This is a genomic window from Mycolicibacterium chlorophenolicum (genome assembly GCF_001044235.1).
Taxonomy (GTDB): domain Bacteria; phylum Actinomycetota; class Actinomycetes; order Mycobacteriales; family Mycobacteriaceae; genus Mycobacterium; species Mycobacterium chlorophenolicum.
This window is the reverse complement of the sequence record NZ_JYNL01000068.1, coordinates 143,321-166,786: the sequence shown is the minus strand read 5'-3', so window position 1 is coordinate 166,786 and position 23,466 is coordinate 143,321. Positions and strand designations below refer to the sequence as shown.

General features: G+C 69.5%; 18 protein-coding genes. 14 read left to right on the top strand and 4 right to left on the bottom strand.

Features of this window, described 5'->3' with window-relative positions:
* Positions 1 to 17: 17 nt before the first annotated feature.
* The 3 genes from MCHLDSM_RS28840 to MCHLDSM_RS28830 are packed head-to-tail and all read left to right on the top strand — an operon-like array spanning position 18 to position 2,128.
* Complete coding sequence (locus tag MCHLDSM_RS28840; protein ID WP_048473229.1) at positions 18 to 851, top strand: Rv1363c family protein; 834 nt, start codon at positions 18 to 20, stop codon at positions 849 to 851.
* Positions 848 to 1,435, top strand: coding sequence for a hypothetical protein (locus MCHLDSM_RS28835; RefSeq protein ID WP_048473228.1), 588 nt, complete (start codon positions 848 to 850; stop codon positions 1,433 to 1,435). The genes MCHLDSM_RS28840 and MCHLDSM_RS28835 overlap by 4 nt, the downstream gene beginning before the upstream one ends.
* A gap of 21 nt (positions 1,436 to 1,456) precedes the next feature.
* Positions 1,457 to 2,128: an IspD/TarI family cytidylyltransferase gene (locus tag MCHLDSM_RS28830; RefSeq protein ID WP_048473227.1), complete on the top strand. Its 672-nt coding sequence runs from the start codon at positions 1,457 to 1,459 to the stop codon at positions 2,126 to 2,128.
* Here the strand turns inward: MCHLDSM_RS28830 and MCHLDSM_RS28825 are convergent.
* Positions 2,094 to 2,810 (bottom strand): IspD/TarI family cytidylyltransferase, encoded by a 717-nt coding sequence (locus MCHLDSM_RS28825; RefSeq protein WP_048473226.1) that lies wholly within the window; start codon positions 2,808 to 2,810, stop codon positions 2,094 to 2,096. The genes MCHLDSM_RS28830 and MCHLDSM_RS28825 overlap by 35 nt on opposite strands.
* Before the next feature lie 105 nt (positions 2,811 to 2,915).
* Between MCHLDSM_RS28825 and MCHLDSM_RS28820 the strand changes: the two genes are divergently transcribed.
* Positions 2,916 to 4,139 carry a low temperature requirement protein A gene (locus MCHLDSM_RS28820; RefSeq protein ID WP_048473395.1) on the top strand — a complete coding sequence of 408 codons (1,224 nt, stop codon included), beginning with the start codon at positions 2,916 to 2,918 and terminating at the stop codon, positions 4,137 to 4,139.
* On the opposite strand, the gene MCHLDSM_RS28815 is transcribed toward MCHLDSM_RS28820, so the two are convergent.
* The gene (locus MCHLDSM_RS28815) at positions 4,136 to 5,392 is read right to left on the bottom strand and encodes an MFS transporter (protein ID WP_048473394.1); all 1,257 of its coding nucleotides are present in this window, start codon (positions 5,390 to 5,392) and stop codon (positions 4,136 to 4,138) included. The genes MCHLDSM_RS28820 and MCHLDSM_RS28815 overlap by 4 nt on opposite strands.
* Positions 5,393 to 5,745: 353 nt before the next feature.
* Between MCHLDSM_RS28815 and MCHLDSM_RS28810 the strand changes: the two genes are divergently transcribed.
* From MCHLDSM_RS28810 to MCHLDSM_RS28780, 7 genes are all read left to right on the top strand, one after another.
* Positions 5,746 to 6,477: a MerR family transcriptional regulator gene (locus MCHLDSM_RS28810; RefSeq protein ID WP_048473225.1), complete on the top strand. Its 732-nt coding sequence runs from the start codon at positions 5,746 to 5,748 to the stop codon at positions 6,475 to 6,477.
* 88 nt (positions 6,478 to 6,565) lie between these two features.
* A complete protein-coding gene (locus MCHLDSM_RS28805; RefSeq protein ID WP_048473393.1) occupies positions 6,566 to 7,291 on the top strand; it encodes a DUF1906 domain-containing protein in 726 nt (241 codons plus the stop codon).
* A gap of 558 nt (positions 7,292 to 7,849) precedes the next feature.
* Positions 7,850 to 17,104: a type I polyketide synthase gene (locus tag MCHLDSM_RS28800; protein WP_048473224.1), complete on the top strand. Its 9,255-nt coding sequence runs from the start codon at positions 7,850 to 7,852 to the stop codon at positions 17,102 to 17,104.
* 22 nt (positions 17,105 to 17,126) lie between these two features.
* Positions 17,127 to 17,519: a holo-ACP synthase AcpS gene (gene acpS / locus MCHLDSM_RS28795; protein WP_063840659.1), complete on the top strand. Its 393-nt coding sequence runs from the start codon at positions 17,127 to 17,129 to the stop codon at positions 17,517 to 17,519.
* Between the two features lie 21 nt (positions 17,520 to 17,540).
* On the top strand, positions 17,541 to 18,881 hold the full coding sequence (locus MCHLDSM_RS28790; protein ID WP_048473223.1) for a dipeptidase: 1,341 nt from the start codon (positions 17,541 to 17,543) through the stop codon (positions 18,879 to 18,881).
* Positions 18,882 to 18,944: 63 nt separating this feature from the next.
* Positions 18,945 to 20,339 carry an MBL fold metallo-hydrolase RNA specificity domain-containing protein gene (locus MCHLDSM_RS28785; protein WP_048473222.1) on the top strand — a complete coding sequence of 465 codons (1,395 nt, stop codon included), beginning with the start codon at positions 18,945 to 18,947 and terminating at the stop codon, positions 20,337 to 20,339.
* 172 nt (positions 20,340 to 20,511) lie between these two features.
* Positions 20,512 to 20,889 (top strand): hypothetical protein, encoded by a 378-nt coding sequence (locus MCHLDSM_RS28780; protein ID WP_053083123.1) that lies wholly within the window; start codon positions 20,512 to 20,514, stop codon positions 20,887 to 20,889.
* Here MCHLDSM_RS28780 and bcp read toward each other — a convergent pair.
* Entirely contained in the window at positions 20,866 to 21,339 is a 474-nt protein-coding gene (gene bcp / locus MCHLDSM_RS28775; RefSeq protein ID WP_048473221.1) for a thioredoxin-dependent thiol peroxidase, read from the bottom strand. The two genes, MCHLDSM_RS28780 and bcp, sit on opposite strands and share 24 nt — an antisense overlap.
* A 105-nt stretch (positions 21,340 to 21,444) precedes the next feature.
* Between bcp and MCHLDSM_RS28770 the strand changes: the two genes are divergently transcribed.
* Positions 21,445 to 21,669 (top strand): DUF3618 domain-containing protein, encoded by a 225-nt coding sequence (locus tag MCHLDSM_RS28770; RefSeq protein ID WP_048419554.1) that lies wholly within the window; start codon positions 21,445 to 21,447, stop codon positions 21,667 to 21,669.
* Positions 21,670 to 21,674: 5 nt separating this feature from the next.
* Here MCHLDSM_RS28770 and MCHLDSM_RS38655 read toward each other — a convergent pair whose 3' ends face one another.
* Positions 21,675 to 21,845, bottom strand: a complete 171-nt coding sequence (locus MCHLDSM_RS38655) for a hypothetical protein (RefSeq protein ID WP_168439985.1) — start codon at positions 21,843 to 21,845, stop codon at positions 21,675 to 21,677.
* A gap of 341 nt (positions 21,846 to 22,186) precedes the next feature.
* Here MCHLDSM_RS38655 and MCHLDSM_RS28765 point away from each other — a divergent pair, with 341 nt between their 5' ends.
* The gene (locus MCHLDSM_RS28765) at positions 22,187 to 22,564 is read left to right on the top strand and encodes a hypothetical protein (protein ID WP_048473220.1); all 378 of its coding nucleotides are present in this window, start codon (positions 22,187 to 22,189) and stop codon (positions 22,562 to 22,564) included.
* A gap of 94 nt (positions 22,565 to 22,658) precedes the next feature.
* The gene (locus MCHLDSM_RS28760; protein WP_048473219.1) at positions 22,659 to 23,402 is read left to right on the top strand and encodes an MspA family porin; all 744 of its coding nucleotides are present in this window, start codon (positions 22,659 to 22,661) and stop codon (positions 23,400 to 23,402) included.
* Positions 23,403 to 23,466: the final 64 nt, after the last annotated feature.

Sequence of the window (23,466 nt, the reverse complement as noted above, 5' to 3'; positions counted from 1 at the left end):
CAGACGAGGAGGTCGGTGTGCCGTCATTCAGGCGTCGCGCGTCGGTGATCGACGCCGACCGGGCCGATGAGCCGTGCCCGGTCAGTGACCCGGTGGAGGACGTGGATCCGGTGCTCGCGTTGGCGGAGGAGGCCGAAGCCGAAGCCGCTGAGGCCGAGGCGATGGCTGCCGCCGCGCGTGCCCGCGCGCGGGCGATCCGGCTGCGGCGCGAGGCCGAGAGCCGGGCGGCCGCTGCTGCTCCCGCGACCGGAGCGGACACCGCCGAGCCGACCGAGGACACCGTCGAGACGCCCGACGCCGAGGCGGCCGAGCCGACCGCAGCCGAATCCGTCGATGATGCTGCGCCGCGCCGGCGGCCGGGGTGGCGTCGCGTGGCGCGCTACGTCGCGGCGTCGCTCGCCGTGCTCGCGACCTGCGCACTGATCGCCGCCACGGTCTTCATGGTGATCCAGCATCGCAGCGCCGTGCACGACGAGCAGCAGCGCGCCGAGTTCGCCGCCGCCGGCAGGCAGGCCGTCGTGACGCTGATGTCCCTGGATTTCAACAACGCTCAGCAGAACGTCGACCGCATCATCGACAACTCGACCGGCCAGTTCCGGGACGATTTCAAGAACACCGCCGGGGACTTCGTCAAGATCGCCAAGGAGTCGAAGGTGGTCACCGACGTTTCCGTCAACGCCTCCGCGGTCGACTCGATGTCCGGTGATTCCGCCGACGTGCTGGTGGCCGCCACCTCCCGGGTCACCAACTCCTCCGGGGCCAAGGAGCAGCCCAGGTCGTGGCGATTGCTCGTCAGCCTGGTCCGGGAAGGTGGACAGATCAAGATGTCGAAGGTCGAGTTCGTCCCGTGAGCGCCGATGACACCGCCGCGGGTGACGACGTGATCGAGGTGGTCGAGGAGGCTGCGCCCGCCGCTGCGGAACCCCGCAGAAGGAGGCCGATGGCCGCGCTGCGACGCCACCTCGGGGCGGTCGTGCTCGTCGTCGCGCTCGTCGCGTCGGCCGGTGCCGCCGCGGCCGTCTACTTCGCCCAGTACCGGCAGGACCGCGCCACCGATGCCGCCGCCACGGGTGCGGCGCTCGAGGCGGCCAAGACGGGCACCGTGGCTCTGCTGTCGTACTCCCCGGACAGTCTGGACAAGGATTTCGCGGCGGCCAAGTCCCATCTGACCGGTGAATTCCTCAGCTACTACACCGATTTCACCACCAAGGTGGTCGCGCCGGCCGCCACGCAGAAGGCGGTCCAGACCAAGGCGGACGTGGTCCAGGGCGCGGTGTCGGAGATCCACCCCGACACCGCCCAGGTTCTGCTGTTCATCAACCAGACGACTGTCAGCAAGGAGAATCCCGACGGATCGTTCGCCGCGAGCAGCGTCAAGGTCGGCCTGAAGAAGATCGGCGGGGCGTGGCTGATCGAGAAGTTCGACCCGGTGTGAGGCTGGTATAGCGTCAGCGCCGTGACAGCGACGGCGATCCTGCCCCTGCCGGCCTCGCTGGGGTCGGCGGCCGTGCTGACGCCGGTGGCCGGACGTTCGCCGCTGGTGCGGATCGTTCACGGGCTGTCGCAGGCCGCGTCTGTCGTCGTCGGCGCGGCCTCTTCGCTGGTGGTCCCGGTGCGCGAACTGCTCATCGCCGAAGGGTTTTCGGACGTCCCGGTGCGCACCGCAGACGCGCCGGGCGAACGAGCCCAGTGTGTGGCGGCGGCGCTCGCGACGAGCAGCCCGGGCACCCCCGTCCTGGTGCACGACATCGGGTGGCCGCTGGTCGATCCGGCCACGGCGGTGCGCGTCCTGGCCGCGCTGCGCGACGGCGCGCAGGTGGTGGCGCCGGCGCGGCCGGTGACCGACAGCATCAAGACCGTCGACCGCGACGGTGTCGTGACCGCGACACTGGACCGCGCCGAGTTGCAGGTGCTGCAGTACCCGCGCGGCTTCGACGCCGAGGTGCTCACCCGGGCGGTGGCCGGCGCGGTGACCGATCGCGGCGACGAGCTGGAAATCGCGCTGGCCGGCGGTGCGCGGATCGAACTGGTCGACGGGGACGCCGCGGCGCTCGGGGTCGAGTTGCCCAGGGACGCGGGTTTCCTCGCGGCTCTCATCGAGGACCGGCGGAACGGTTCCTCTCCCTGAGAAGACGGTGCGCGATGCCGATGTCACCGGCATAGGTGACCTTGAGATTGGCCGCACTGCCGGGGAAGGTGCGCACCGCGACGTCGGTGTAGCGCTCGATGCACGACGACGTGTCGGTGCCTTCGAAGCCGTCCCGCTCGGCGCGCCGGTAGGCGTCGAGCAGTTCGCGCGCCCGGAAGGCCTGCGGCGTCTGCACCCGGACCAGGGACCCGGGCACCGTCTCCACCCCGCGCTCGGTCACCCGGGCCAGGCCGTTCACCGGCAGCGCCGGCAGCGCGCCGCCGAACTCGCGCGCCAGCGCGAGCGCCGTCGCGAACATCGCGGCGTCGGCGAGCGGGCGGGCGGCATCGTGGATCACCACCGCATCGACGGCGCCCGCTTCGATGTCGGCCTCCAGATGGCGGAGCATGGCGTACTCCGAGGCGTGCCGGGTGGGCCCGCCTTCGACGAATTCGACAGCGGCATTTGCCAGTTCGCGTCCGACCGTGGTGCGCGCCAGCTCGGATTCGCCCTGCCGGAACACCAGGACGGTGCGCGCGATCTCGGGTACGCGTGCGAGGGTGTCCAACGACCACACCAGCATGCTGCGTCCGTCGAGGGGGAGATAGGCCTTGTTGCCGTCGGCGCCCACCCGGGTGCCCATGCCGGCGGCCAGCACGACTCCCACTGCCTCGGCGCCCATGGACGAACAGTATCTCCGGTACGGTCGACGCCCAGCACGGAAGGGGATCCACCGGTGACCGAAGGACCGCATCGAGCCGACGCCGCAGTGCACCGCGTGCGGTTGATGACGGGACGGGACCCGCACGAGCAGCACCGGGTGGCCACCCCGCTGGAACTGCTGTTCGACCTGACCTTCGTGGTGGCGTTCGGCATCGCGGCGTCGGAGTTCGCGCACGCGCTGGCCGGCGGTCACGTCGCCGCGGGCCTGGCCGCGTTCTTCTTCGCGATGTTCGCGGTGTGCTGGGCCTGGATCAACTTCAGCTGGTTCGCCTCGGCCTACGACACCGACGACTGGATCTACCGGCTCACGACCATGCTGCAGATGGTCGGGGTGATCGTGCTGGCGCTCGGGCTGCCGCAGATGTACGCGTCCATCGAACACGGTGGACACGTGGACAACGCGGTGGTGGTCGCCGGCTACGTGGTGATGCGGGTGGCCATGGTCGCGCAGTGGCTGCGCGCCGCGCGTCAGGACCCGGCGCGGCGCCGCGCGTGCCTGACCTACGCGTGGTGGATCACCGTGGCCCAGATCGGTTGGATCGCCGCCATTTTCGTGCACACGTCGGTCGCGGTGACGGCCGTCATCGTCGTCGGGCTCGTCCTCGTCGAGATGTTGGGTCCCGTCCTCGCCGAGTTCGGCCGCGGCGGCACGCCGTGGCACGCGCACCACATCGTGGAGCGCTACGGGCTGTTCACGATCATCGCGCTCGGCGAGGGAGTGGTCGGAACGGTGGCGTCGCTGAGCGCGGTGGTCGAGGCCCAGGGGTGGTCGTTCGACGCGGTGTTCGTCGCCGTCGCGGGCATCGGCCTCACCTTCGGCATGTGGTGGACGTACTTCGTTCTTCCGCAGGCCGACATCCTGCATGTGCGCCGTGAGCGCTCGTTCTGGTTCGGCTATCTGCACATCGTGGTGTTCGCGGCGATCGTCGCCACCGGCGCGGGGCTGCATGCGGCGGCGTACTACATCGAGCATCATTCCGAGCTCGGCTCTGCCGCCACGGTGCTCACCGTCGTCATCCCCGTCGCGGTCTACGTCGCGATGATCTACGTCCTGTACGCGGTGATGACGCGCACCGTGCTGCTGTTCCACGTCCTGCTGCTGGCGCTCACCGCGGCGGTCCTCGGCCTGGCGGTCCTGCTGGCCGCGGTCGGTGTCTCGATGGCCAACTGTCTGCTGGTGGTGACGCTCGCGCCGGCTGTCCCGGTGCTGGGATACGAGCTGCGCGGATACCGTCACGCGGCGGCCGCCACAGCGGGCGCGTCCCGACGCGACGAGCTGGACAACTAGCGGTCGATGCCTTCGAGCAGCATGCGATCGTCCTGCAGGGCCAGCAGCCGACGCGCCTTGCGCCGGGTGATCAGGATGCCGACGACGGCCAGCGCCCACACGGCGTACTGCAGCGTCCACGCGAGCCGGAACGAGTCGAACGACAATCCGCCGGCGGCCTGCAGGATCAGCCCCATCGCCTGCATCAGCACCAGGGAGGCGACGAAGCCACCCATGTTGACCATTCCCTGAGCGGTACCCAGTGTCGAGCTGGGGTTGAAGGTGCGCGCGAAGTCGAAGCCGACCATCGAGCCGGGTCCGCCCACCGAGATGACCACGATCAGGACCACCAGCAGCCACAGCGGCGCCCGGCCGGGGAGTGCGAGCACCACCGTCCACGCCGCGGCGTTGGTGGCGATGATGCCGAGCACCAGCCGCGACCGCCGGTGCGGCAGTCGACCGGTGACGATGCCGATCACCACACCCGCGCAGATCGCAGCGACGACGGAGATGGTCAGCAGTGTGCCCGCCATGCCTGCCGAGAGACCCTGGGCGACGGTGAGGTAGGGCACGCCCCACATCAGCGCGAACACGGTCACCGAGAACTGGGTGCCCATGTGGGTGAAGAAGCCCAGCCGCGTCCCGGGCCGCAACCACACGGTCTTGACGCTCGCGATCGTTTCGCGCACCCCCATCGTCTCCGCGGTCACGGCCACTCCGTCCGGAGCGTTGCGCACCAGCGCCGCGACCAGCACGACCACCAGCGCGCCGAAGGCGGCCGCCGAGGAGTAGGCAGCGGTCCAGCCCGATGCGGACAGCAGGGCCAGGAACGGCACCGCGGACAGCACCTGCCCCAGCTGGCCGCAGATTCCGGTCAGCTGCGTGACCAGTGGGATCTTGCGGGGCGCGAACCAGCGCGGCACGAGGCGCAGCACGGAGATGAACGTGACCGCGTCGCCGAGCCCCACGACCGCGCGCGCTGCGATGGCCAGTGGCAGCGACTCGGTGACGGCGAGGATCAGCTGGCCCGCAGCCATCAGCGTCGCTCCCGCCACGATCAGCGCCCGTGATCCGTACCGGTCCAGCAACAGTCCCGCCGGCACCTGGGCGCCCGCGTAGACCACGACCTGCAGGACGACGAACACCGACAGCAGGCCGGGGCCGGCGGCGAACCGCTCGGCGGCGGGCAGGCCGGACACGCCCAAGGTGGTGCGATCGAGAACAGCCACGATGTAGGCGAGAAGCCCGGTCGCCCAGACGATCCAGGGACGCACGGTGGAACCTCTCGGTGCGAGATCACGAAGTGTCGCGATGTCCTCCACATGCAGGACGGACCGTTCATCCTCGCGTACGCGGCCCCGCGAACGCCAACCCGTTCCGCCGGACGTCACGACCGCGGACGGGCCGGGTCACCGGCAAACAAGTTGGCTGGAATCGCACACTCACGTCGACAAATTTGCTGAGCTTTTTCCATCACTGCAGATGACCGGCATGAAATTCGAAGCGTAGGCTGTCGCACATCGTGCGCAATTACTTCGCTCACGCGGTAGGCAGGGGGGTTAAAGTGGTAGAGCACTGTGTGGATCGCCACGTGGTATCCCGATGGCAGTGTTGAGGGGGTGCCGCTGTGGCTGAATATCGACTCGAGGACCTCGCGCGGGAATCCGGTGTCAGCACCCGCAACATCCGGGCCTACCGCGAGCGTGGCCTGCTGGACCCGCCGCGGCGGGTGGGCCGTTCCGCTCTCTACGACGACTATCACCTCTCGCAGCTCAACACGATCAGTCAGTTGCTGCGCAAGGGATACAACTCCGCCCACATCGCCGAGTTCTTCACCAGCATGCGGCAGGGGGAGGACCTCGCCGACATCCTCGGCCTGCAGCGCGCCGTGCTGGGACCCGAATCCGAACATCACGACCGTTCGACGTTGGGCATCGACCCGGATTCCTCCGAGGCCCGCCAGCTGATCGCGCACGGAATGGCCGAGATGGTCGGCCGGAAGGTCATGCTGATCGACGGTGACGCCGCGGAGATCCTGGCGCGCTCGCCGGATCACCTGCGCTACATTCGTGCGCTGCTGCGCTTCCTCGACGCCGCGGAGAAGTCGTTCGACGAGCTCGCGGAGGCGTTCGTCGACAGTCTGGTCGAGCTGTACCAGGCGGAGGTGGGGCCGGGCTACCTTCCCAAGCCCGAGGACATGGGCCGGCTCCGGCAGGTCGTCGCCGACTACCGGCTGCTGGGGGAGAAGGTGATGGCAACGCGATTCGATCAGGCGACCCGCCGCCTGATGGTGGCCTCGGCGTCGGACTACACGGCCGGCATCCTGTTGACCGGCGCCTGGGAGCGGCCGACCGGGTGACGGCCCACCCGAGACGAGGCGTTACAGGTGTGACCAGTGGCGTTGACGTGAAACGTGATGTTCCTGTCGTAGCCTGTGGCACGTGTCGATGTCGCGACGTGACGTCCTGCGCTGTGCCGCCGCCGCGGCGCCGGCTGCGCTGGGGCTGAGCGCGCTGTCGGCGGTGGTGTCCGGGGCGACCCCGTCGGCGTCCGCGGCACCTCTGGGGATCCTCCTCGACTACGCGGCCGGAGTCATCAACGCAGCGGATCTGCGCGCCTCCGGCGCCGTGGGGGCGATCCGCTACGTGTCCGACCGTCGACCCGGCGGCGCATGGATGCTGGGTAAGCCGATCGCGCTGGCCGAGGCCCGCGACCTCTATCAGGGCGGACTCAAGATCGTGTCCTGCTATCAGTACGGGAAGCAGGACACCGCCGACTGGCTGGCCGGTGAGCCGGCGGGTATTCAGCATGCTCAGCGCGGCTGGCAACTCCACGTCGCGGCGGGCGGGTCGTACGGCGCGCCGATCTACGCCTCCATCGACGACGACCCGACCTTCGAGCAGTACACGCGGCAGGTGGCCCCCTACCTGCGCGGGTGGGAGCGGGTGCTCGGACACCAACGGGTCGGCGTGTACGCGAACTCGAAGACGATCGAGTGGGCCCTACAGGACGGGCTCGGTTCGTACTTCTGGCAGCACAACTGGGGGTCGCCCGGGCGTGTCGCGCATTCCGCCGCCCATCTGCACCAGGTGGAGATCGACTCCCGCACCGTGGGGGGCATCGGCGTCGACATCAATCACATTCTCAAGCCGAATTACGGGTCCTGGGACTAGGGCACAGCAGGCTCCCGTCCGGCTGCGCCGACAGACTTACTGATCGGTAAGTTTGGGTAGCAAACACCTGTCCACTCGGCGAAATGACGACCATACAGTTCGGCCGAGGTCGTCGAGCGCGCTCGCCACGCCGAAACTGGTAGTGCGATCGCGAGTTTCCAGATAACGATTGTGTAACAATGCGGCCTTGAACTGCGCTTCTACCTTACTGGACCGTAACCACCTGCCAGCAGGACGTTTGTCCCGGAAGCGATCGGGCCGTGTTCGGGCCGGTGTTACGCAACATTCTGTTACCCACGCGTAGAACTCGCTAGTAACCATTTTCGGGACGAAACTGGGGTCGTCTCTTATGACACTCTTAGTACGGCTGCAGTGTCCGCCACGGCACCTCATGCGTTCGAGGCGCCGCGGCGAGATCAGCCGGATTCGACGCCGAATCGCACTGGCCCCCCAGACGGGCTCGTCCGACGCCCACGACGAGCACACGAGCCCCGCCCGAGCACGAACGACCGCGCCCTTGATAGAGCCGCGAACGCACCACTGAGGAGAACACACCACGTGACGATCAACGACCAGCACCGTGCGACCACCAGCTCCGAGTCCGAGGGCGGTCCGGCCTTCGAACCTCTGGCGGGAGCGCACGCACTCGTCGATCGACTGCACGCCGGCGAGCCGTACGCCGTCGCTTTCGGCGGCCAGGGCGGCCCCTGGCTGGAGAACCTGGAGGAGTTGGTCAACTCCGCGGGGATCGAGTCCGAGATCAGCCAGCTGGTCGCCGAGGCGGAACTGCTGCTCGAGCCGCTGGCCCGGGAACTGGTCGTCGTCCGGCCGATCGGTTTCGAGCCGATGAAGTGGATCCGCGCGCTGGCCGCCGACGAGCCGCTGCCCGCCCTCAAGGACCTCACCACCGCCGCCATCTCCGGCCCGGGCATCCTGCTCACCCAGATGGCCGCCCAGCGGGCGCTCAAGCGCCAGGGACTCGATCTGGCGGGCCACCCGCCGGTCGCCATCGCCGGCCACTCGCAGGGCGTCACCGCCGTCGAGTCGCTCAAGGCGGGCGGCGCACGTGACGCCGAGCTGCTGGCCATCGGTCAGCTGATCGGTGCCGCGGGCTCGCTGGTGTCGCGCCGTCGCGGCATGGTCGGCCGCGGCGACAAATCGCCGATGGTGTCGGTGACCAATGTCGATCCCGCGCGGATGGCCGAACTCCTCGACGAATTCGCCCAGGACGTGCGCACCGTGCTGGCGCCGGCGCTGTCGATCCGCAACGGCCGCCGCTCGGTGGTCATCACCGGCACCCCCGAGCAGCTGGCTCGGTTCGAGCTCTACTGCGAGAAGATCACCGAGCGCGAGGAAGCCGAGCGCAAGAACAAGACGCGCGGCGGCGCCATCTTCCGCCCGGTGTTCAACCAGCTCAACGTCGAGGTCGGCTTCCACACGCCCCGCCTGACCGACGGCGTCGATCTGGTCGAGGAGTGGGCGGCGCGCACCGGCCTGGACCGTGACCTCACGCGCAAGCTCACCGAGCACATCTTCATCAAGCCGGTCGACTGGGTCTCCGAGGTCGAGGGCCTCGCCGCGGCGGGCGCCAAGTGGATCATCGACCTGGGTCCGAGCGACACCGTCACCCGGCTGACCGCCCCGGTGATCCGCGGGCTGGGCATCGGCATCGTGGCGGCCGCCACCCGCGCCGGACAGCGGAGCCTGTTCACCGTCGGCGCGGCGCCCGATGTGGCGCCCGCCTGGTCGAGCTACGCGCCGACGCCGGTCGCCCTGCCCGACGGCTCGGTGAAGGCCTCGACGAAGTTCACCCGCCTCACCGGCCGCTCGCCGATCCTGCTGGCCGGGATGACGCCCACCACCGTCGACGCCAAGATCGTCGCGGCGGCGGCCAACGCCGGCCACTGGGCCGAGCTCGCCGGCGGCGGCCAGGTCACCGAGGAGATCTTCGACGCCCGCATCGAGGAGCTGACCCAGCTGCTCGAGCCGGGTCGCGCCGTGCAGTTCAACTCACTGTTCCTCGACCCCTACCTGTGGAAGCTGCAGGTGGGCGGCAAGCGGCTGGTGCAGAAGGCCCGCCAGTCCGGGGCGCCGATCGACGGCGTCGTCGTCACCGCCGGTATCCCCGACCTCGAGGAGGCCGTGGACCTCATCGAGGAGCTCAACACCGTCGGCATCACCCACGTCTGCTTCAAGCCCGGAACGGTCGACCAGATCAAGTCGATCATCAAGATCGCCACCGAGGTACCCACGCGCGACGTCATCGTGCACATCGAGGGCGGTCGCGCCGGGGGACACCACTCCTGGGAGGACCTCGACGATCTGCTGCTGTCCACCTACGGCGATCTGCGCAAGTACCGCAACATCACCATCTGCGTCGGTGGTGGCATCGGCACCCCGCAGCGCGCCGCCGAGTACCTCTCCGGTGACTGGGCCAAGGCCTACGGCTTCCCGGCCATGCCGGTGGACGGCATCCTGGTCGGCACCGCGGCGATGGCCACCAAGGAGGCGACCACCTCGCCTTCCGTCAAGCAGATGCTCGTCGAGACCTCCGGTACCGACACCTGGGTCGGCGCAGGCCAGGCCATCAACGGAATGGCCAGTGGCCGTAGCCAATTGGGTGCCGACATCCACGAGATCGACAATGCGGCGTCGCGCTGCGGACGTCTGCTCGACGAGGTCGCCGGTGACGCCGACGCGGTCGCCGAGCGCCGCGAAGAGATCATCGCGGCGATGGCCGCCACGGCCAAGCCGTACTTCGGTGACGCCGGCGACATGACCTATCTGCAGTGGCTGCAGCGCTACGTGGAACTGGCCATCGGCGACGGCGACAGCACCGCCGAGACCATGGCCCCCGGCAGCCCCTGGCTGGCCGTCACCTGGCGGGACCGGTTCGCCGACATGCTCACGCGCGCCGAGGCGCGGTTGTCCGAGAAGGATTTCGGCCCGATCGAGACGCTGTTCGGCGCCGACGGCGACGCCCTGCTCGACGATCCGCAGCAGGCGATCGCCGCGCTGCTCACCCGCTACCCCGACGCGGAGACGGTGCGGCTGCACCCGGCCGACCTGCCGTTCTTCGTGACGCTGTGCAAGAAGCCGGGCAAGCCGGTCAACTTCGTGCCGGTCATCGACAAGGACGTCCGGCGCTCGTGGCGCAGTGACTCCCTGTGGCAGGCGCACGACGCCCGCTACACCGCCGATCAGGTGTGCATCATCCCGGGCACCCAGGCGGTCGCCGGCATCACCCGCCTCGACGAGCCGGTCGGCGACCTGCTCGACCGATTCGAGCAGGAGATCGTGGACCGGGTGCTGGACTCCGGTGCGCAACCGGTGCCGGTGGTGTCCCGGCGGCAGGCCCGCGCCGACGTCAGCGGTCCGCTGGCCGTCGTGCTGGACTCGCCCGACGTGCTGTGGGCCGGCCGCACCGCGATCAACCCGGTGCACCGCATCGGCGCGCCCGGCGAGTGGCAGGTCAACGACGTGCCCGGCAAGCCCAGTGCCACCCATCCGAACACCGGCGCGAGGCTGGAGCTGGCCGCGGATTCCAGTGTGACGCTGAGTGTTCCGCTGTCCGACATCTGGATCTCGATCCGCTTCACGCTGCCCTCGACCACGGTCGACGGCGGTATGCCGATCGTCACCGTCGAGGACGCCTCGAAGGCCATGCGTGCCGTGCTGGCGATCGCCGCCGGCGTGGACGGCCCGGATGCGCTTCCCGCCGTCGTCGACGACACCGCGACGGTCACCGTCGAATGGGACCCGGAGAAGGTCGCCGACCACACCGGTGTCACCGCGACCTTCGGCGCCCCGCTGGCGCCCGGCCTCACGCTGGTGCCCGACGCCCTGGTCGGCCTGTGCTGGCCCGCGGTGTTCTCGGCCATCGGGTCCGCGGTCACCGATGACCACTTCCCCGTCGTGGAGGGGCTGCTCAGCCTGGTCCACCTGGATCACGCGGCCCACCTGCTCGCCGCGATGCCGTCGGCCAAGGCCGAATTGACCATCACCGCAACGGCTTCGGCGGCGACCGACACCGAGGTCGGCCGTGTCGTGCCCGTCACCGTCACGATCACCGACGCCGAGGGCACCGCCCTGGCCACGCTCGAGGAGCGGTTCGCGATCCGGGGCCGCACCGGTCCCGCCGAGCTGACGGACCCGCCGCGCGCCGGCGGAGCCATCACCGACAACGCGACCGACACCCCGCGCCGGCGCCGTCGCGACGTCGTCGTCACCGCGCCGGTCGACATGAGCGCGTTCGCGGTCGTCTCCGGCGACCACAACCCGATCCACACCGATCGGGCCGCGGCACTGCTCGCCGGTCTGAAAACCCCCATCGTGCACGGGATGTGGCTCTCGGCCGCCGCCCAGCACGCGGTCACCGCGACCGACGGCCGCGCGACTCCGCCTGCGCGCCTGGTGGGCTGGACCTCCCGCTTCCTGGGCATGGTGCTGCCCGGCGACGAGATCGAATTCCGTGTCGACCGGGTCGGCATCGACCGGGGCGCGGAGATCATCGAGGTGGCCGCGAAGGTCGACGGCGAGCTCGTGATGGCCGCGACCGCGCAACTGGCCGCTCCGAAGACGGTCTACGCGTTCCCGGGTCAGGGCATCCAGTCCAAGGGCATGGGGATGGACGTGCGCGCGCGGTCCAAGGCCGCCCGCAAGGTCTGGGACATCGCGGACAAGTTCACCCGCGAGACGCTGGGCTTCTCGGTGCTGCACGTGGTGCGCGACAACCCGACCAGCCTGATCGCCTCCGGTGTGCACTACCACCATCCCGAGGGCGTGCTGTATCTGACGCAGTTCACCCAGGTCGCGATGGCGACGGTGGCGGCCGCGCAGGTCGCCGAGATGCGTGAGCAGGGTGCGTTCGTCGAGGACGCGATCGCGTGCGGTCACTCCGTCGGCGAGTACACCGCGCTGGCATGCGTGTCCGGTGTCTACGAACTGCCCGCGCTGCTCGAGGTGGTGTTCCACCGCGGGTCGAAGATGCACGACATCGTGCCGCGCGACGCGCAGGGCCGGTCCGACTACCGGCTGGCCGCGATCCGGCCCTCGCAGATCGACCTCGACGACGCCGACGTCAAGGACTTCGTCGCCGAGATCTCCGAGCGCACCGGTGAATTCCTCGAGATCGTGAACTTCAACCTGCGCGGCTCGCAGTACGCGATCGCCGGTACGGTCGCGGGCCTCGAGGCGCTCGAGGAAGAGGTCGAGCGGCGCCGCGAGATCAGCGGCGGGAAGAGATCGTTCATCCTGGTGCCCGGTATCGACGTGCCGTTCCACTCCTCGGTGCTGCGGGTCGGTGTCGCCGATTTCCGCCGCGCGCTGGAGCGCGTGATGCCGCGCGACGCGGATCCGGAGATGCTGGTCGGTCGCTACATCCCGAACCTGGTGCCGCGGCCGTTCACCCTCGACCGCGACTTCGTGCAGGAGATCCGCGATCTGGTGCCGGCGGAGCCGCTCGACGAGATCCTCGCCGACTACGACACGTGGCGTACCGAACGTCCGAAGGAGTTGTGCCGCAAGCTCGTCATCGAGTTGCTCGCCTGGCAGTTCGCCAGCCCGGTGCGGTGGATCGAGACCCAGGATCTGCTGTTCATCGAGGAGGCCGCAGGCGGTCTCGGGGTGGAGCGCTTCGTCGAGATCGGCGTCAAGAACGCGCCGACCGTCGCCGGCCTGGCCACCAACACGCTGAAACTGCCGGAGTACTCGCACAACACCACCGAAGTGCTCAACGCCGAGCGTGACGCCGCGGTGCTGTTCGCGACCGACACCGATCCCGAGCCGGAGATCGAGGACACCCCGCCGGCTCCCGCCTCGGCAGAACCTGAGGCCGCCCCGGCGGAGGCGGCGCCCGCCGCGCCCGCCCCGGCCGCCGCGCCCAGCGGCGGGCCCCGGCCCGACGATCTGACCTTCGACGCATCGGACGCCACGATGGCGCTCATCGCGCTGTCGGCCAAGATCCGCATCGACCAGATCGAGCCGCTGGACTCCATCGAGTCGATCACCGACGGTGCGTCGTCGCGGCGCAACCAGATGCTCGTGGACCTCGGATCGGAGCTGAACCTCGGCGCGATCGACGGCGCCGCAGAAGCGGATCTGGCCGGGCTGAAGTCTCAGGTCACCAAGCTGGCCCGGACGTACAAGCCGTTCGGCCCGGTGCTCGCCGACGCGATCAACGACCAGTTGCGGACGGTCTTCGGGCCGTCGGGCAAGCGACCGGCCTACCTCACCGAGCGGGTCACCAAGACCTGGGAGCTGGGCGAGGGCTGGGCCAAGCACGTCACCGTCGAGGTGGCGCTGGGCACCCGTGAGGGGTCGAGTGTCCGCGGTGGGGCGCTGGGCGGTCTGCACGACGGTGCGCTGGCCGACGCGGCCAGCGTGGACAAGACGATCGACGCCGCCGTGGCGGCCGTGGCGGCGCGCCACGGTGTGTCGGTGGCGCTGCCCTCGGCCGGGGGCGCCGGCGGCGGTGTCGTCGACTCGGCCGCGCTCGGTGAGTTCGCCGAGCAGGTCACCGGTCCCGACGGTGTGCTCGCTTCGGCGGCGCGCACGATCCTCGATCAGCTGGGCCTGGGCGCCCCGTTCGTCACGCCGGAGTCGTCCGCGGACGCGGAGCTCATCGACCTGGTCACCGCCGAACTGGGATCGGACTGGCCGCGTCTGGTGGCGCCGTCGTTCGACGCCCGCAAGGCGGTGCTCCTCGACGACCGGTGGGCCAGTGCCCGTGAGGATCTCGTCAAGATCTGGCTGATGGAGCCCGACGAGGTCGAGGCGGAGTGGTCTCGCCTGGCGGAGCGTTTCGAGGGCGCCGGCCACGTGGTCGGCACCCAGGCGACGTACTGGCAGGGCAAGGCGCTCGCGGCGGGACGCACCATCCACGCGTCGCTGTACGCCCGCGCTGCCGCGGGAGCGGAGAACCCCGGTAAGGGCTGCTACAGCGACGAGGTCGCGGTCGTCACGGGTGCCTCGAAGGGCTCGATCGCCGCGTCGGTGGTGGCTCAGCTGCTCGCCGGCGGTGCGACCGTCATCGCGACGACGTCCAAGCTCGACGACTCGCGGCTCGGCTTCTACCGCAACCTCTACCGGGACAACGCGTGCTTCGGCGCCAAGCTGTGGGTGCTGCCGGCGAACATGGCCTCCTACAACGACATCGACGCACTGGTCGAGTGGGTCGGGACCGAGCAGACCGAGAGCCTCGGGCCCAAATCGATCCACATCAAGGACGCGCTGTCGCCGACCTTGCTGTTCCCCTTCGCCGCGCCTCGCGTGGGCGGCGACCTCTCCGACGCCGGTGCGCGTTCGGAGATGGAGATGAAGGTCCTGCTGTGGGCCGTGCAGCGGCTGATCGCCGGGCTGTCCCACATCGGTGCGGACCGGGACATCGCGGCCCGGCTGCACGTGGTGCTGCCGGGATCGCCCAACCGGGGCATGTTCGGCGGCGACGGTGCCTACGGCGAGGCCAAGGCCGCGCTGGACGCGGTGGTGTCGCGCTGGAAGGCCGAGACCTCGTGGGCGCAGCGGGTCAGCCTGGCGCACGCGCTGATCGGGTGGACCCGTGGCACCGGGCTGATGGGCCACAACGACGTCATCGTCGATGCGGTCGAAGAAGCCGGGGTGACCACCTACTCGACCGAGCAGATGGCGAGCATGCTGCTCGACCTGTGCGACGTCGAGACCAAGGTCGCGGCGGCCCGGGAGCCCGTGCAGGCCGACCTGACCGGCGGACTGGCCGATGCCGACCTCGACCTGTCGGAGCTGGCCGCGAAGGCCCGTGACGACGCCACGGCGGCGCCTGCCGAGCAGGAGTCCGAGGAAGAGGCTGCCGGCCATACGATTTCGGCACTGCCATCCCCGCCGCGTCCCGCCCCGGCGGCTCCGGCTCCGGAGTGGGCCGACCTCGACGTCGACCCGGCCGATCTCATCGTCATCGTCGGCGGTGCCGAACTGGGCCCCTACGGCTCGTCGCGCACCCGCTTCGAGATGGAGGTCGACAACGAGCTGTCCGCAGCCGGCGTACTCGAGCTGGCCTGGACGACCGGACTGATCACGTGGGAGGACGACCCCCAACCGGGTTGGTACGACACGGAATCCGGTGAGCTCGTCGAGGAGTCCGAGCTGGTCGAGCGGTACCACGACACCGTGGTCGAGCGCTGCGGCATCCGTGAGTTCGTCGACGACGGTGCGATCGACCCCGATCACGCCTCGCCGCTGCTGGTCAGTGTGTTCCTGGACAAGGACTTCCGGTTCGTGGTCTCCAGCGAGGCCGACGCGCGGGCGTTCGTCCAGTTCGACCCGGAGCACACCGTGGCCCGGCCGATCCCGGACAGCGGTGACTGGGAGGTGATCCGCAAGGCGGGCACCGAGATTCGCGTGCCGCGCAAGACCAAGCTGTCGCGGACCGTGGGCGCTCAGATCCCGACCGGGTTCGACCCGACGGTGTGGGGCATCAGCCCCGACATGGCGACCTCGATCGACCGGGTGGCGCTGTGGAACATCGTGGCGACCGTGGACGCGTTCCTGTCGTCGGGCTTCACCCCGGCCGAGCTGATGCGGTGGGTGCACCCGAGCCTGGTGGCCTCCACGCAGGGCACCGGCATGGGCGGCATGACCTCGATGCAGACCATGTACCACGGCAACCTGCTGGGCCGCAGCAAGCCCAACGACATCCTGCAGGAGGTGCTGCCCAACGTCGTTGCGGCACACGTCATGCAGTCCTATGTCGGCGGCTACGGCGCGATGGTGCACCCGGTGGGTGCCTGTGCGACGGCGGCGGTCTCGGTCGAGGAGGGCGTCGACAAGATCCGCCTCGGCAAGGCCGAGCTGGTCGTGGCGGGCGGCTTCGACGACCTGACGCTCGAGGCGATCATCGGCTTCGGTGACATGGCGGCCACCGCCGACACCGAGATGATGCGCGCCAAGGGCATCAGCGATTCGAAGATCTCCCGGGCCAACGATCGGCGCCGGCTGGGCTTCCTGGAGGCCGAGGGCGGCGGCACGATCCTGCTGGCCCGCGGTGACCTGGCGGTGAAGATGGGTCTGCCGGTGCTCGCGGTGGTCGCGTACGCGCAGTCGTTCGCCGACGGCGTGCACACCTCGATTCCGGCACCCGGTCTCGGCGCGCTGGGCGCCGGGCGCGGCGGCAGGGACTCGGTGCTGGCGCGCTCGCTGGCCAAGCTGGGCGTGGGCGCCGACGACATCGCGGTGATCTCCAAGCACGACACCTCGACGCTGGCCAACGACCCCAACGAGACCGAGCTGCACGAGCGGCTCGCGGCCTCGCTGGGCCGGTCCGACGGGGCGCCGCTGTTCGTGATCAGCCAGAAGAGCCTGACCGGTCACGCCAAGGGCGGTGCCGCGGTCTTCCAGATGATCGGGCTGTGCCAGGTCCTGCGCGACGGCGTCATCCCGCCGAACCGCAGCCTGGACTGTGTCGACGACGAGTTGGCGACCTCGGCGCACTTCGTGTGGCCGCGGGAGACGCTGCGGCTGGGCGAGAAGTACCCGCTCAAGGCCGGTCTGGTGACCAGCCTCGGGTTCGGTCACGTCTCGGGCCTGATCGCGCTGGTGCACCCGCAGGCGTTCCTGGCCACGCTGACTCCCGAGCAGCGGGCGGCCTACACCGCCCAGGCCCAGGAGCGCACGCTGGCCGGTCAGCGCAGGCTGGCCTCGGCGATCGCGGGCGGACGGCCTCTCTACGAGCGGCCCGCCGACCGGCGTTTCGACCACGACCAGCCGGAGAAGGCGCAGGAAGCGGCCATGCTGCTGGACGCGACGTCGCGACTCGGAGAGAACGGCGTGTATCAGCGGTGACCCGTGAGATAGCGTGCTGGCCGTGGGCATCGTCGGGATAGGCATCGACCTCGTTTCCATCCCGGAGTTCGCCGAGCAGGTGGACCGGCCGGGCACGGTGTTCGCGGAGACGTTCACGCCGGGGGAGCGGCGCGACGCCGCCGACAAGAGTTCGTCGGCGGCGCGCCACCTCGCGGCGCGGTGGGCGGCCAAGGAGGCCGTGATCAAGGCGTGGTCGGGGTCGCGGTTCTCCAAGCGGCCGGTGCTGCCCGAGGCGATCCACCGGGACATCGAGGTGGTCACCGACATGTGGGGCCGTCCCCGGGTCCGGCTCTCGGGTGCGGTCGCCGAGCACCTCAAAGAGGTGACGATCCATCTGTCGCTGACCCATGAGGCCGACACCGCCGCGGCGGTCGCGATCCTCGAGGAGCGGTAGCGGGGCACTACCCTCGTCGCTATGAGTGATCTCGTCCAGCGCGTGCGCGACGTGCTCCCGTCGGTGCGCGCCGATCTCGAGGATCTGGTGCGCATCGAGTCCGTCTGGGCCGACCCGCAGCGCCGCCCGGAGGTCCAGCGCAGCGCCGAGGCCGTCTCGAAGCTGTTGTCCGACGCGGGTTTCGGTGACGTCCGGATCGTCGCCGAAGGTGGGGCGCCCGCGGTCATCGCCCGCCATCCCGCACCGGACGGGGCGCCGACGGTGCTGTTGTACGCCCATCACGACGTGCAGCCCGAAGGCGACGCCACCGCATGGCGGTCCGCGCCGTTCGAGCCCACCGAACGCGACGGCCGGCTCTACGGCCGGGGCACCGCCGACGACAAGGCGGGCATCGCCACGCATCTGGCGGCCTTCCGCGCGCACGGCGGCAACCCCCCGGTCGGGGTGACCGTCTTCGTGGAGGGGGAGGAGGAGTCGGGGTCGCCCTCACTGTCGCGGCTGCTGGCCGCGCACAAGGACGCGTTGGCCGCCGACGTGATCGTGATCGCCGACTCCGACAACTGGAGTACCGACACCCCGTCGCTGACCGTCTCGCTGCGGGGGCTCGCCGACTGCGTGGTCGAGGTCGCGACCCTCGATCACGGACTGCACTCGGGCATGTGGGGCGGTGTCGTGCCCGACGCTCTCACTGTTCTGGTGCGCCTGCTCGCGAGTCTTCACGACGACGACGGGAACGTCGCGGTGAAGGGGCTGCACGAGTCCGTCGCCGCCGACGTCGACTACACCCCCGAGCGGGTGCGCGCCGACACCGGGTTGCTCGACGGGGTACGCGAGATCGGGTCGGGGTCAGTGGCGCAACGGCTTTGGGCCAAGCCCGCGATCACCGTGATCGGCATCGACACCACCCCGATCGGCACGTCGTCGAACACGCTCATCCCGTCGGCGCGGGCGAAGGTGAGCATGCGCGTCGCCCCGGGCGGTGACGCCGCGGAACATCTGGCGGCACTGACCCGTCATCTGGAACAGCACGCGCCGTGGGGTGCGCGGGTCACCGTCACGCCCGGCGACGTCGGCCAGCCGTACGCCATCGACGCCAGCGGGCCGGTGTACGACGCGGCGCGGGAGGCGTTCCGGGAGGCGTGGGGCGCGGACGCGGTCGACACCGGTGTCGGAGGTTCCATCCCGTTCATCGCTGCGTTCGCCGGCGCGTTCCCGGACGCAAAGATCCTGGTGACCGGCGTCGAGGATCCGGACACCCAGGCGCACAGCATCAACGAGAGCCTGCACCTCGGTGTGCTGGAGCGGGCCGCGACCGCCGAGGCGCTGCTGCTGGACAAGCTCGGCTCACACCGGCGGCGATGACGCCGACGCTGGCGATCCGTCCAAGCTGACCCGCACCCCGCCTGCGTCGGCGAGACTGACCGCATGGTCACCGGTGACGGCCCAGAGTCGCGTACCGACCTCACGCTGCGCAGCCTGGGCGGTGTCAGCACGGTGACGGGTTCTCGACATCTGCTGGAAAGCGCCGGTCGACGCATCCTGGTCGACTGCGGTCTGTTCCAGGGGGTGAAGAACCTTCGTGAGCTCAACTGGGCTCCGCTGGCCGTAGACCCCGCGGCCATCGACGCGGTCGTCATCACCCATGCTCACCTCGATCACACGGGCTACCTCCCCAGGCTCGTACGCGGGGGGTTCCGCGGGCCCATCGTCTCCACCGCCGCGACCGCGGCGGTGAGCGACATCATTCTGAGCGACAGCGCCAGGCTGCAGGAGCGTGACGCCGAATTCCTCAACAGGCATCACGCGACGAAACATCATCCGGCCCTGCCGCTCTATGACAGTGAGGACGTGCGGCGAACCCTCGAGTTGTTCGAGACCCACCCGTTCGGCCGAGAGGTGACCCTGCCGGACGACGGACCGGTGGTGACGTTCCGGCGGGCAGGCCACATCCTCGGGGCCGCGACTGTGGACGTGTGGTGGGAAGGTCGCCGGATCGTCTTCACCGGCGACCTGGGCCGTTTCGACGATCCGGTGATGCTGCAGCCGGAGCCCGTCCCCGCGGCTGATTACCTGGTGATGGAGTCCACGTACGGTGACCGCGAGCACGCGCGGGGCGACCCTGCCGACACCCTGGCCGAGATCATCGATTCGACGGTGGACCGCTCGGGAACCGTCGTGATTCCGGCTTTTGCGGTGGGTCGGGCGCAGACGCTGCTGTACCACCTGTGGCAGCTGCGCTCGACGGGGAGGTTGCCGGAGATCCCGGTGTATCTGGACAGTCCGATGGCGATCAACGCCAGCGAGCTGCTGCGTACCTACCAGAACGATCACCGATTGGCGCCTGAGGTGTACGAGGCGATGTGCGCCATGGCCACTTATACCCGGGAGGCCGAGGAGTCGATGAAGATCTCCGCCGACAGGGAGCCGAAGATCGTCATGTCAGCCAGCGGTATGGCTACCGGCGGCCGAATCTTGCACCATCTCAAGGCGTTTGCCCCGGATCCGCGCAACACGATCGTGCTGACCGGCTACCAGGTGCCGGGCACTCGCGGCCGGGCGATCGCCGACGGGGAGCGACACATCCGGATCCACGGCGAGTGGATCCCGGTCAACGCGCAGGTCGCGAACATGAAGATGCTCTCCGCGCACGCCGACGCCGACGAGCTCATCCGGTGGGCATCGCAGATCGGCACGGCACCTCGCCGGGTGTTCGTCGTGCACGGCGAACCTCAGCCCGCGGACACCATGCGTCTCCGGCTGGACCGTCAGTTCGGCTGGCCCGCCACGGTTCCCAGGATGAATCAGCGCTTTGATCTGTGACCGAGCTGCCGAGACGGCGGCCCAGACCGGAAGGTCGCGCCTCGGCTCCACTACGTCCGGCGGCGCGGATGTCGTCGTGCGCCACGTCGAGAAGCCGAGCGCGGGCGTGGAGTAGTTGCGCCCGTCTGAGAAGGCCTGCCTGCGGGTCGCCGGCCCCGCATAGGATGCGGTCATGGCCGAGGACGTGCAGTCACCGGACGGCGCCTCGTGGACGGTGCGCCGTCGGTGGGTGCCGAGGCTGGACAAGGACAACGCCCTCGGCAAGCTCTCCCTGATGGACCGGTACGACAGAGACGTCCTCTTCGTCTCCGTGCTCATCGCGGTGCCGCTCATGGTGGTGCTGCTGCCGTTGTCGTTGGCCGCAAAGCTGTGCGGCCTCCAGCGGTGGGAGATCGAGATCGAGCGCGACGGGGAACGGCTGGCCACCGAGAGGGTTCGTGGTTGGTCTGCCTCGGTCGACCGGATCGACTCGATCGCCGCGCAGGTGCGCGCGGGAACCTATCCGGCGGTCGCCCCGAACCTCGGCTCAGACCGACAGGTCGCGCCGTAGCTTCGCCACGTGGCCGGTGGCGCGGATGTTGTACTGCGCCACCTCGATCTTGCCCTTCTCGTCGACGACGAAGGTGGAGCGGATCACGCCCTGCACGGTCTTGCCGTACATCGTCTTCTCCCCGTAGGCACCCCACGCCTGCAGCACACTGCGGTCCGGATCCGACAGCAGCGGGAAGGTGAGCTGCTCCTTGTCGCGGAACTTCGCGAGCTTCTCGGGCTTGTCGGGCGAGATGCCCACGACGTCCAGGCCCGCCTCGTTGAGTTCGGCGAGGTTGTCGCGGAAGTCGCACGCCTCCTTGGTGCAGCCCGGGGTGGACGCCGCCGGGTAGAAGTACACGATGACTTTGCGGCCTTTGTAGTCCGAGAGCTTGACGGTGTTGCCGTCGGCGTCGGGAAGGCTGAACGCAGGCGCGGTGTCGCCCGCCTCGAGCCGGGGTGTCTGCGGCATGGGTCGTGGTCTCCTGTTGATCTGTGACCGGGCGCTGCGGTGCGCGCTCGCTGAACTAGGGTAGTGCGGCAAGACAAGGGCGGGCGCAAACAGGCGGAGGCATACGTGGCGGATCGTGATCCCGACACCATCAAGGCCGAGATCGACGAGGCACGCGATCAGCTGGCCCTGACCGTCGATTCGTTGGCGTCGCGGGCGAACCCGCGGCGGCTCGCCGACGATCTGAAGGCCGGCGTGGTGCGCTTCGTCAAGCGACCGCCGGTGGCTATCACGTTGGCGGGGGTCGGCGTCCTGGTGCTCGTCGTGACCGTGCGGCGCGCTCGCCGCTGACGCCGTCAGCGACGACGGGCCGAGCGGAACCAGTCGGACAGGGAGAAACCGGGCGGGTTCGCGACGCGTCCGAGCCGGTTGCAGCTGTGGATCAGCACCGGGCGAGGTGCGACGGTGTCCTCGGCTGAGTCGTCTGTCGCGATCTCCGGCGACACCGGTTCCGCCAGCCCTGACATCAGCTAATTTCCTCGTTTCGTGCCGCGGAGGTCGCTCCGAACGGCGCCTGTGCATAACAGCTAACGGAACAGTAGCACCGACTTTGCTCTTTGCCCAGCGCAACCGCTATCTTTTCGACGGGCGCGTTGAATGCCGTTACCGTGAGTCCCGGTTGACGCCCGTAGCTATTGTGGCCCGAGTGGTGACTTCTAGCACATCCATCGCCGGTCAGGTGCGTTTACGCGAAGATTTTTCAAGATCGTCAATTAGCGGGACCGGTGACCGGCGGGAGAGAGGGTCGCGAGATCGTCGAACGTGTCCTCTACGCTGACGGCTGACCCACGAGCAAAGGAGACACGCGATGGCGTGGTTTCTCGCCCTGCAGGGCCCGTCCCAACCGAGCCATCAGGCTTCGGTGTACGAGCTGCAGGATCTGACCGACGTCGATCAACTCGCGCAGGAGCTCGTCAGCGCCGTCACCCTCGATCGTGTGGTGCCGATCCCGGCGATGCTGCCGCAGAACAACCGCAAGCGGCAGAAGGTCACCCTCTACGTGCGGCCCGCCGCCTGGGCGATGTGGACGTTCTACGAGCTGAGCGAGGACGACCGCCGCGCCCTGATGAAGGACAACCCGCTCGTGCAGGCCATCCAGCAGCATCAGCAGCAGCACGTCGGACAGCCCGGCGCGCAGGCCAATCCGTTGCTGGGGCAGCAGGGGCCGGGCGCGCCGCGGCGCTGAGCCGTTATCTCATCACTTTTCGGCAGGTCGGTCCTCGCGACGCTGTAGGTTCGCAGGTCACGTCCGAACCATCGCTGGACCGAAGAGGTGTTCTGTGCGGCTCCCGTTCCTCGCCCTGCCGGCCGGCTGGTTGCTGCTCGGCGCGCTGTGGTCTCCGGCGGCCGCCGCCGAACCCGACGTCGCACCGGTGACACCCGAGCAGCCGGTCGTGGCCGCCGCCGATCCGGTCGCCGCGCCCGTCGACGCGCCGCCCGAGGGCGCCGTGGTGTCACCGCCCCCGGCGACCACCAAGAGCCCGGACGGTTGGACGCTCACGGTCGGCGCCAAGGACGAGACGCAGAAGATCATCGCGCCGCTGACGACGGCGGTGTCGTCCCGCGAGTACGAGGTCGGCGGCGTCTTCACCGGATCGATGTCCGGTCCCGACGAGGACGCGCCGCCGCGGGGCGTCCTCGAGGTCGGCTACCAGATCGGGTGCGGGATCGACATGAGCACCTCCAACGGTGTCTCGCTGACGGGCACCGCCGGCATCAACTCGTCGCTCGGCATTCTGGGCACCGACGTCATCTCACCGTTTCCCGAGGGAGTCCTGCCGGGCGTGGGCGGGAACCTGGGCGGCGGCATCACGGTGGGCCTCAAGCCGGGCATCATCAACATGGTCAAGGTGACCGAGAAGCAGTTCGTCGGCGCGGACCCGTGGGTGATGGTGGCCGGCTTCCGCATCAAGATCGACGGCTGCGTCGGTGAGTCGTTCATCCGCTCGTATGCGGTGCTGACCCGCTCGACCGACGTCTCGGACGCGGTGCTGGCGTACTACGGCGAGACGAAGAAGGTCTGAACCGACCCGCCGCGGTCCGGCGCCGCGGCGTCTCGCTACATTCGAGCACGAGAGCGAGGAGGGA

Bases quoted from the DNA above. Each gene is read 5' to 3' on its own strand.
- bcp (WP_048473221.1), bottom strand. From the start codon at position 21,339: ATGCCGCAGACACCCCGGCTCGAGGCGGGCGACACCGCGCCTGCGTTC.
- MCHLDSM_RS28765 (WP_048473220.1), top strand. From the start codon at position 22,187: ATGGCGTGGTTTCTCGCCCTGCAGGGCCCGTCCCAACCGAGCCATCAG.
- MCHLDSM_RS28790 (WP_048473223.1), top strand. From the start codon at position 17,541: ATGAGTGATCTCGTCCAGCGCGTGCGCGACGTGCTCCCGTCGGTGCGC.
- MCHLDSM_RS28825 (WP_048473226.1), bottom strand. From the start codon at position 2,810: ATGGGCGCCGAGGCAGTGGGAGTCGTGCTGGCCGCCGGCATGGGCACC.
- MCHLDSM_RS38655 (WP_168439985.1), bottom strand. From the start codon at position 21,845: ATGTCAGGGCTGGCGGAACCGGTGTCGCCGGAGATCGCGACAGACGAC.
- MCHLDSM_RS28820 (WP_048473395.1), top strand. From the start codon at position 2,916: ATGACGGGACGGGACCCGCACGAGCAGCACCGGGTGGCCACCCCGCTG.
- MCHLDSM_RS28805 (WP_048473393.1), top strand. From the start codon at position 6,566: ATGTCGCGACGTGACGTCCTGCGCTGTGCCGCCGCCGCGGCGCCGGCT.
- MCHLDSM_RS28785 (WP_048473222.1), top strand. From the start codon at position 18,945: ATGGTCACCGGTGACGGCCCAGAGTCGCGTACCGACCTCACGCTGCGC.
- MCHLDSM_RS28780 (WP_053083123.1), top strand. From the start codon at position 20,512: ATGGCCGAGGACGTGCAGTCACCGGACGGCGCCTCGTGGACGGTGCGC.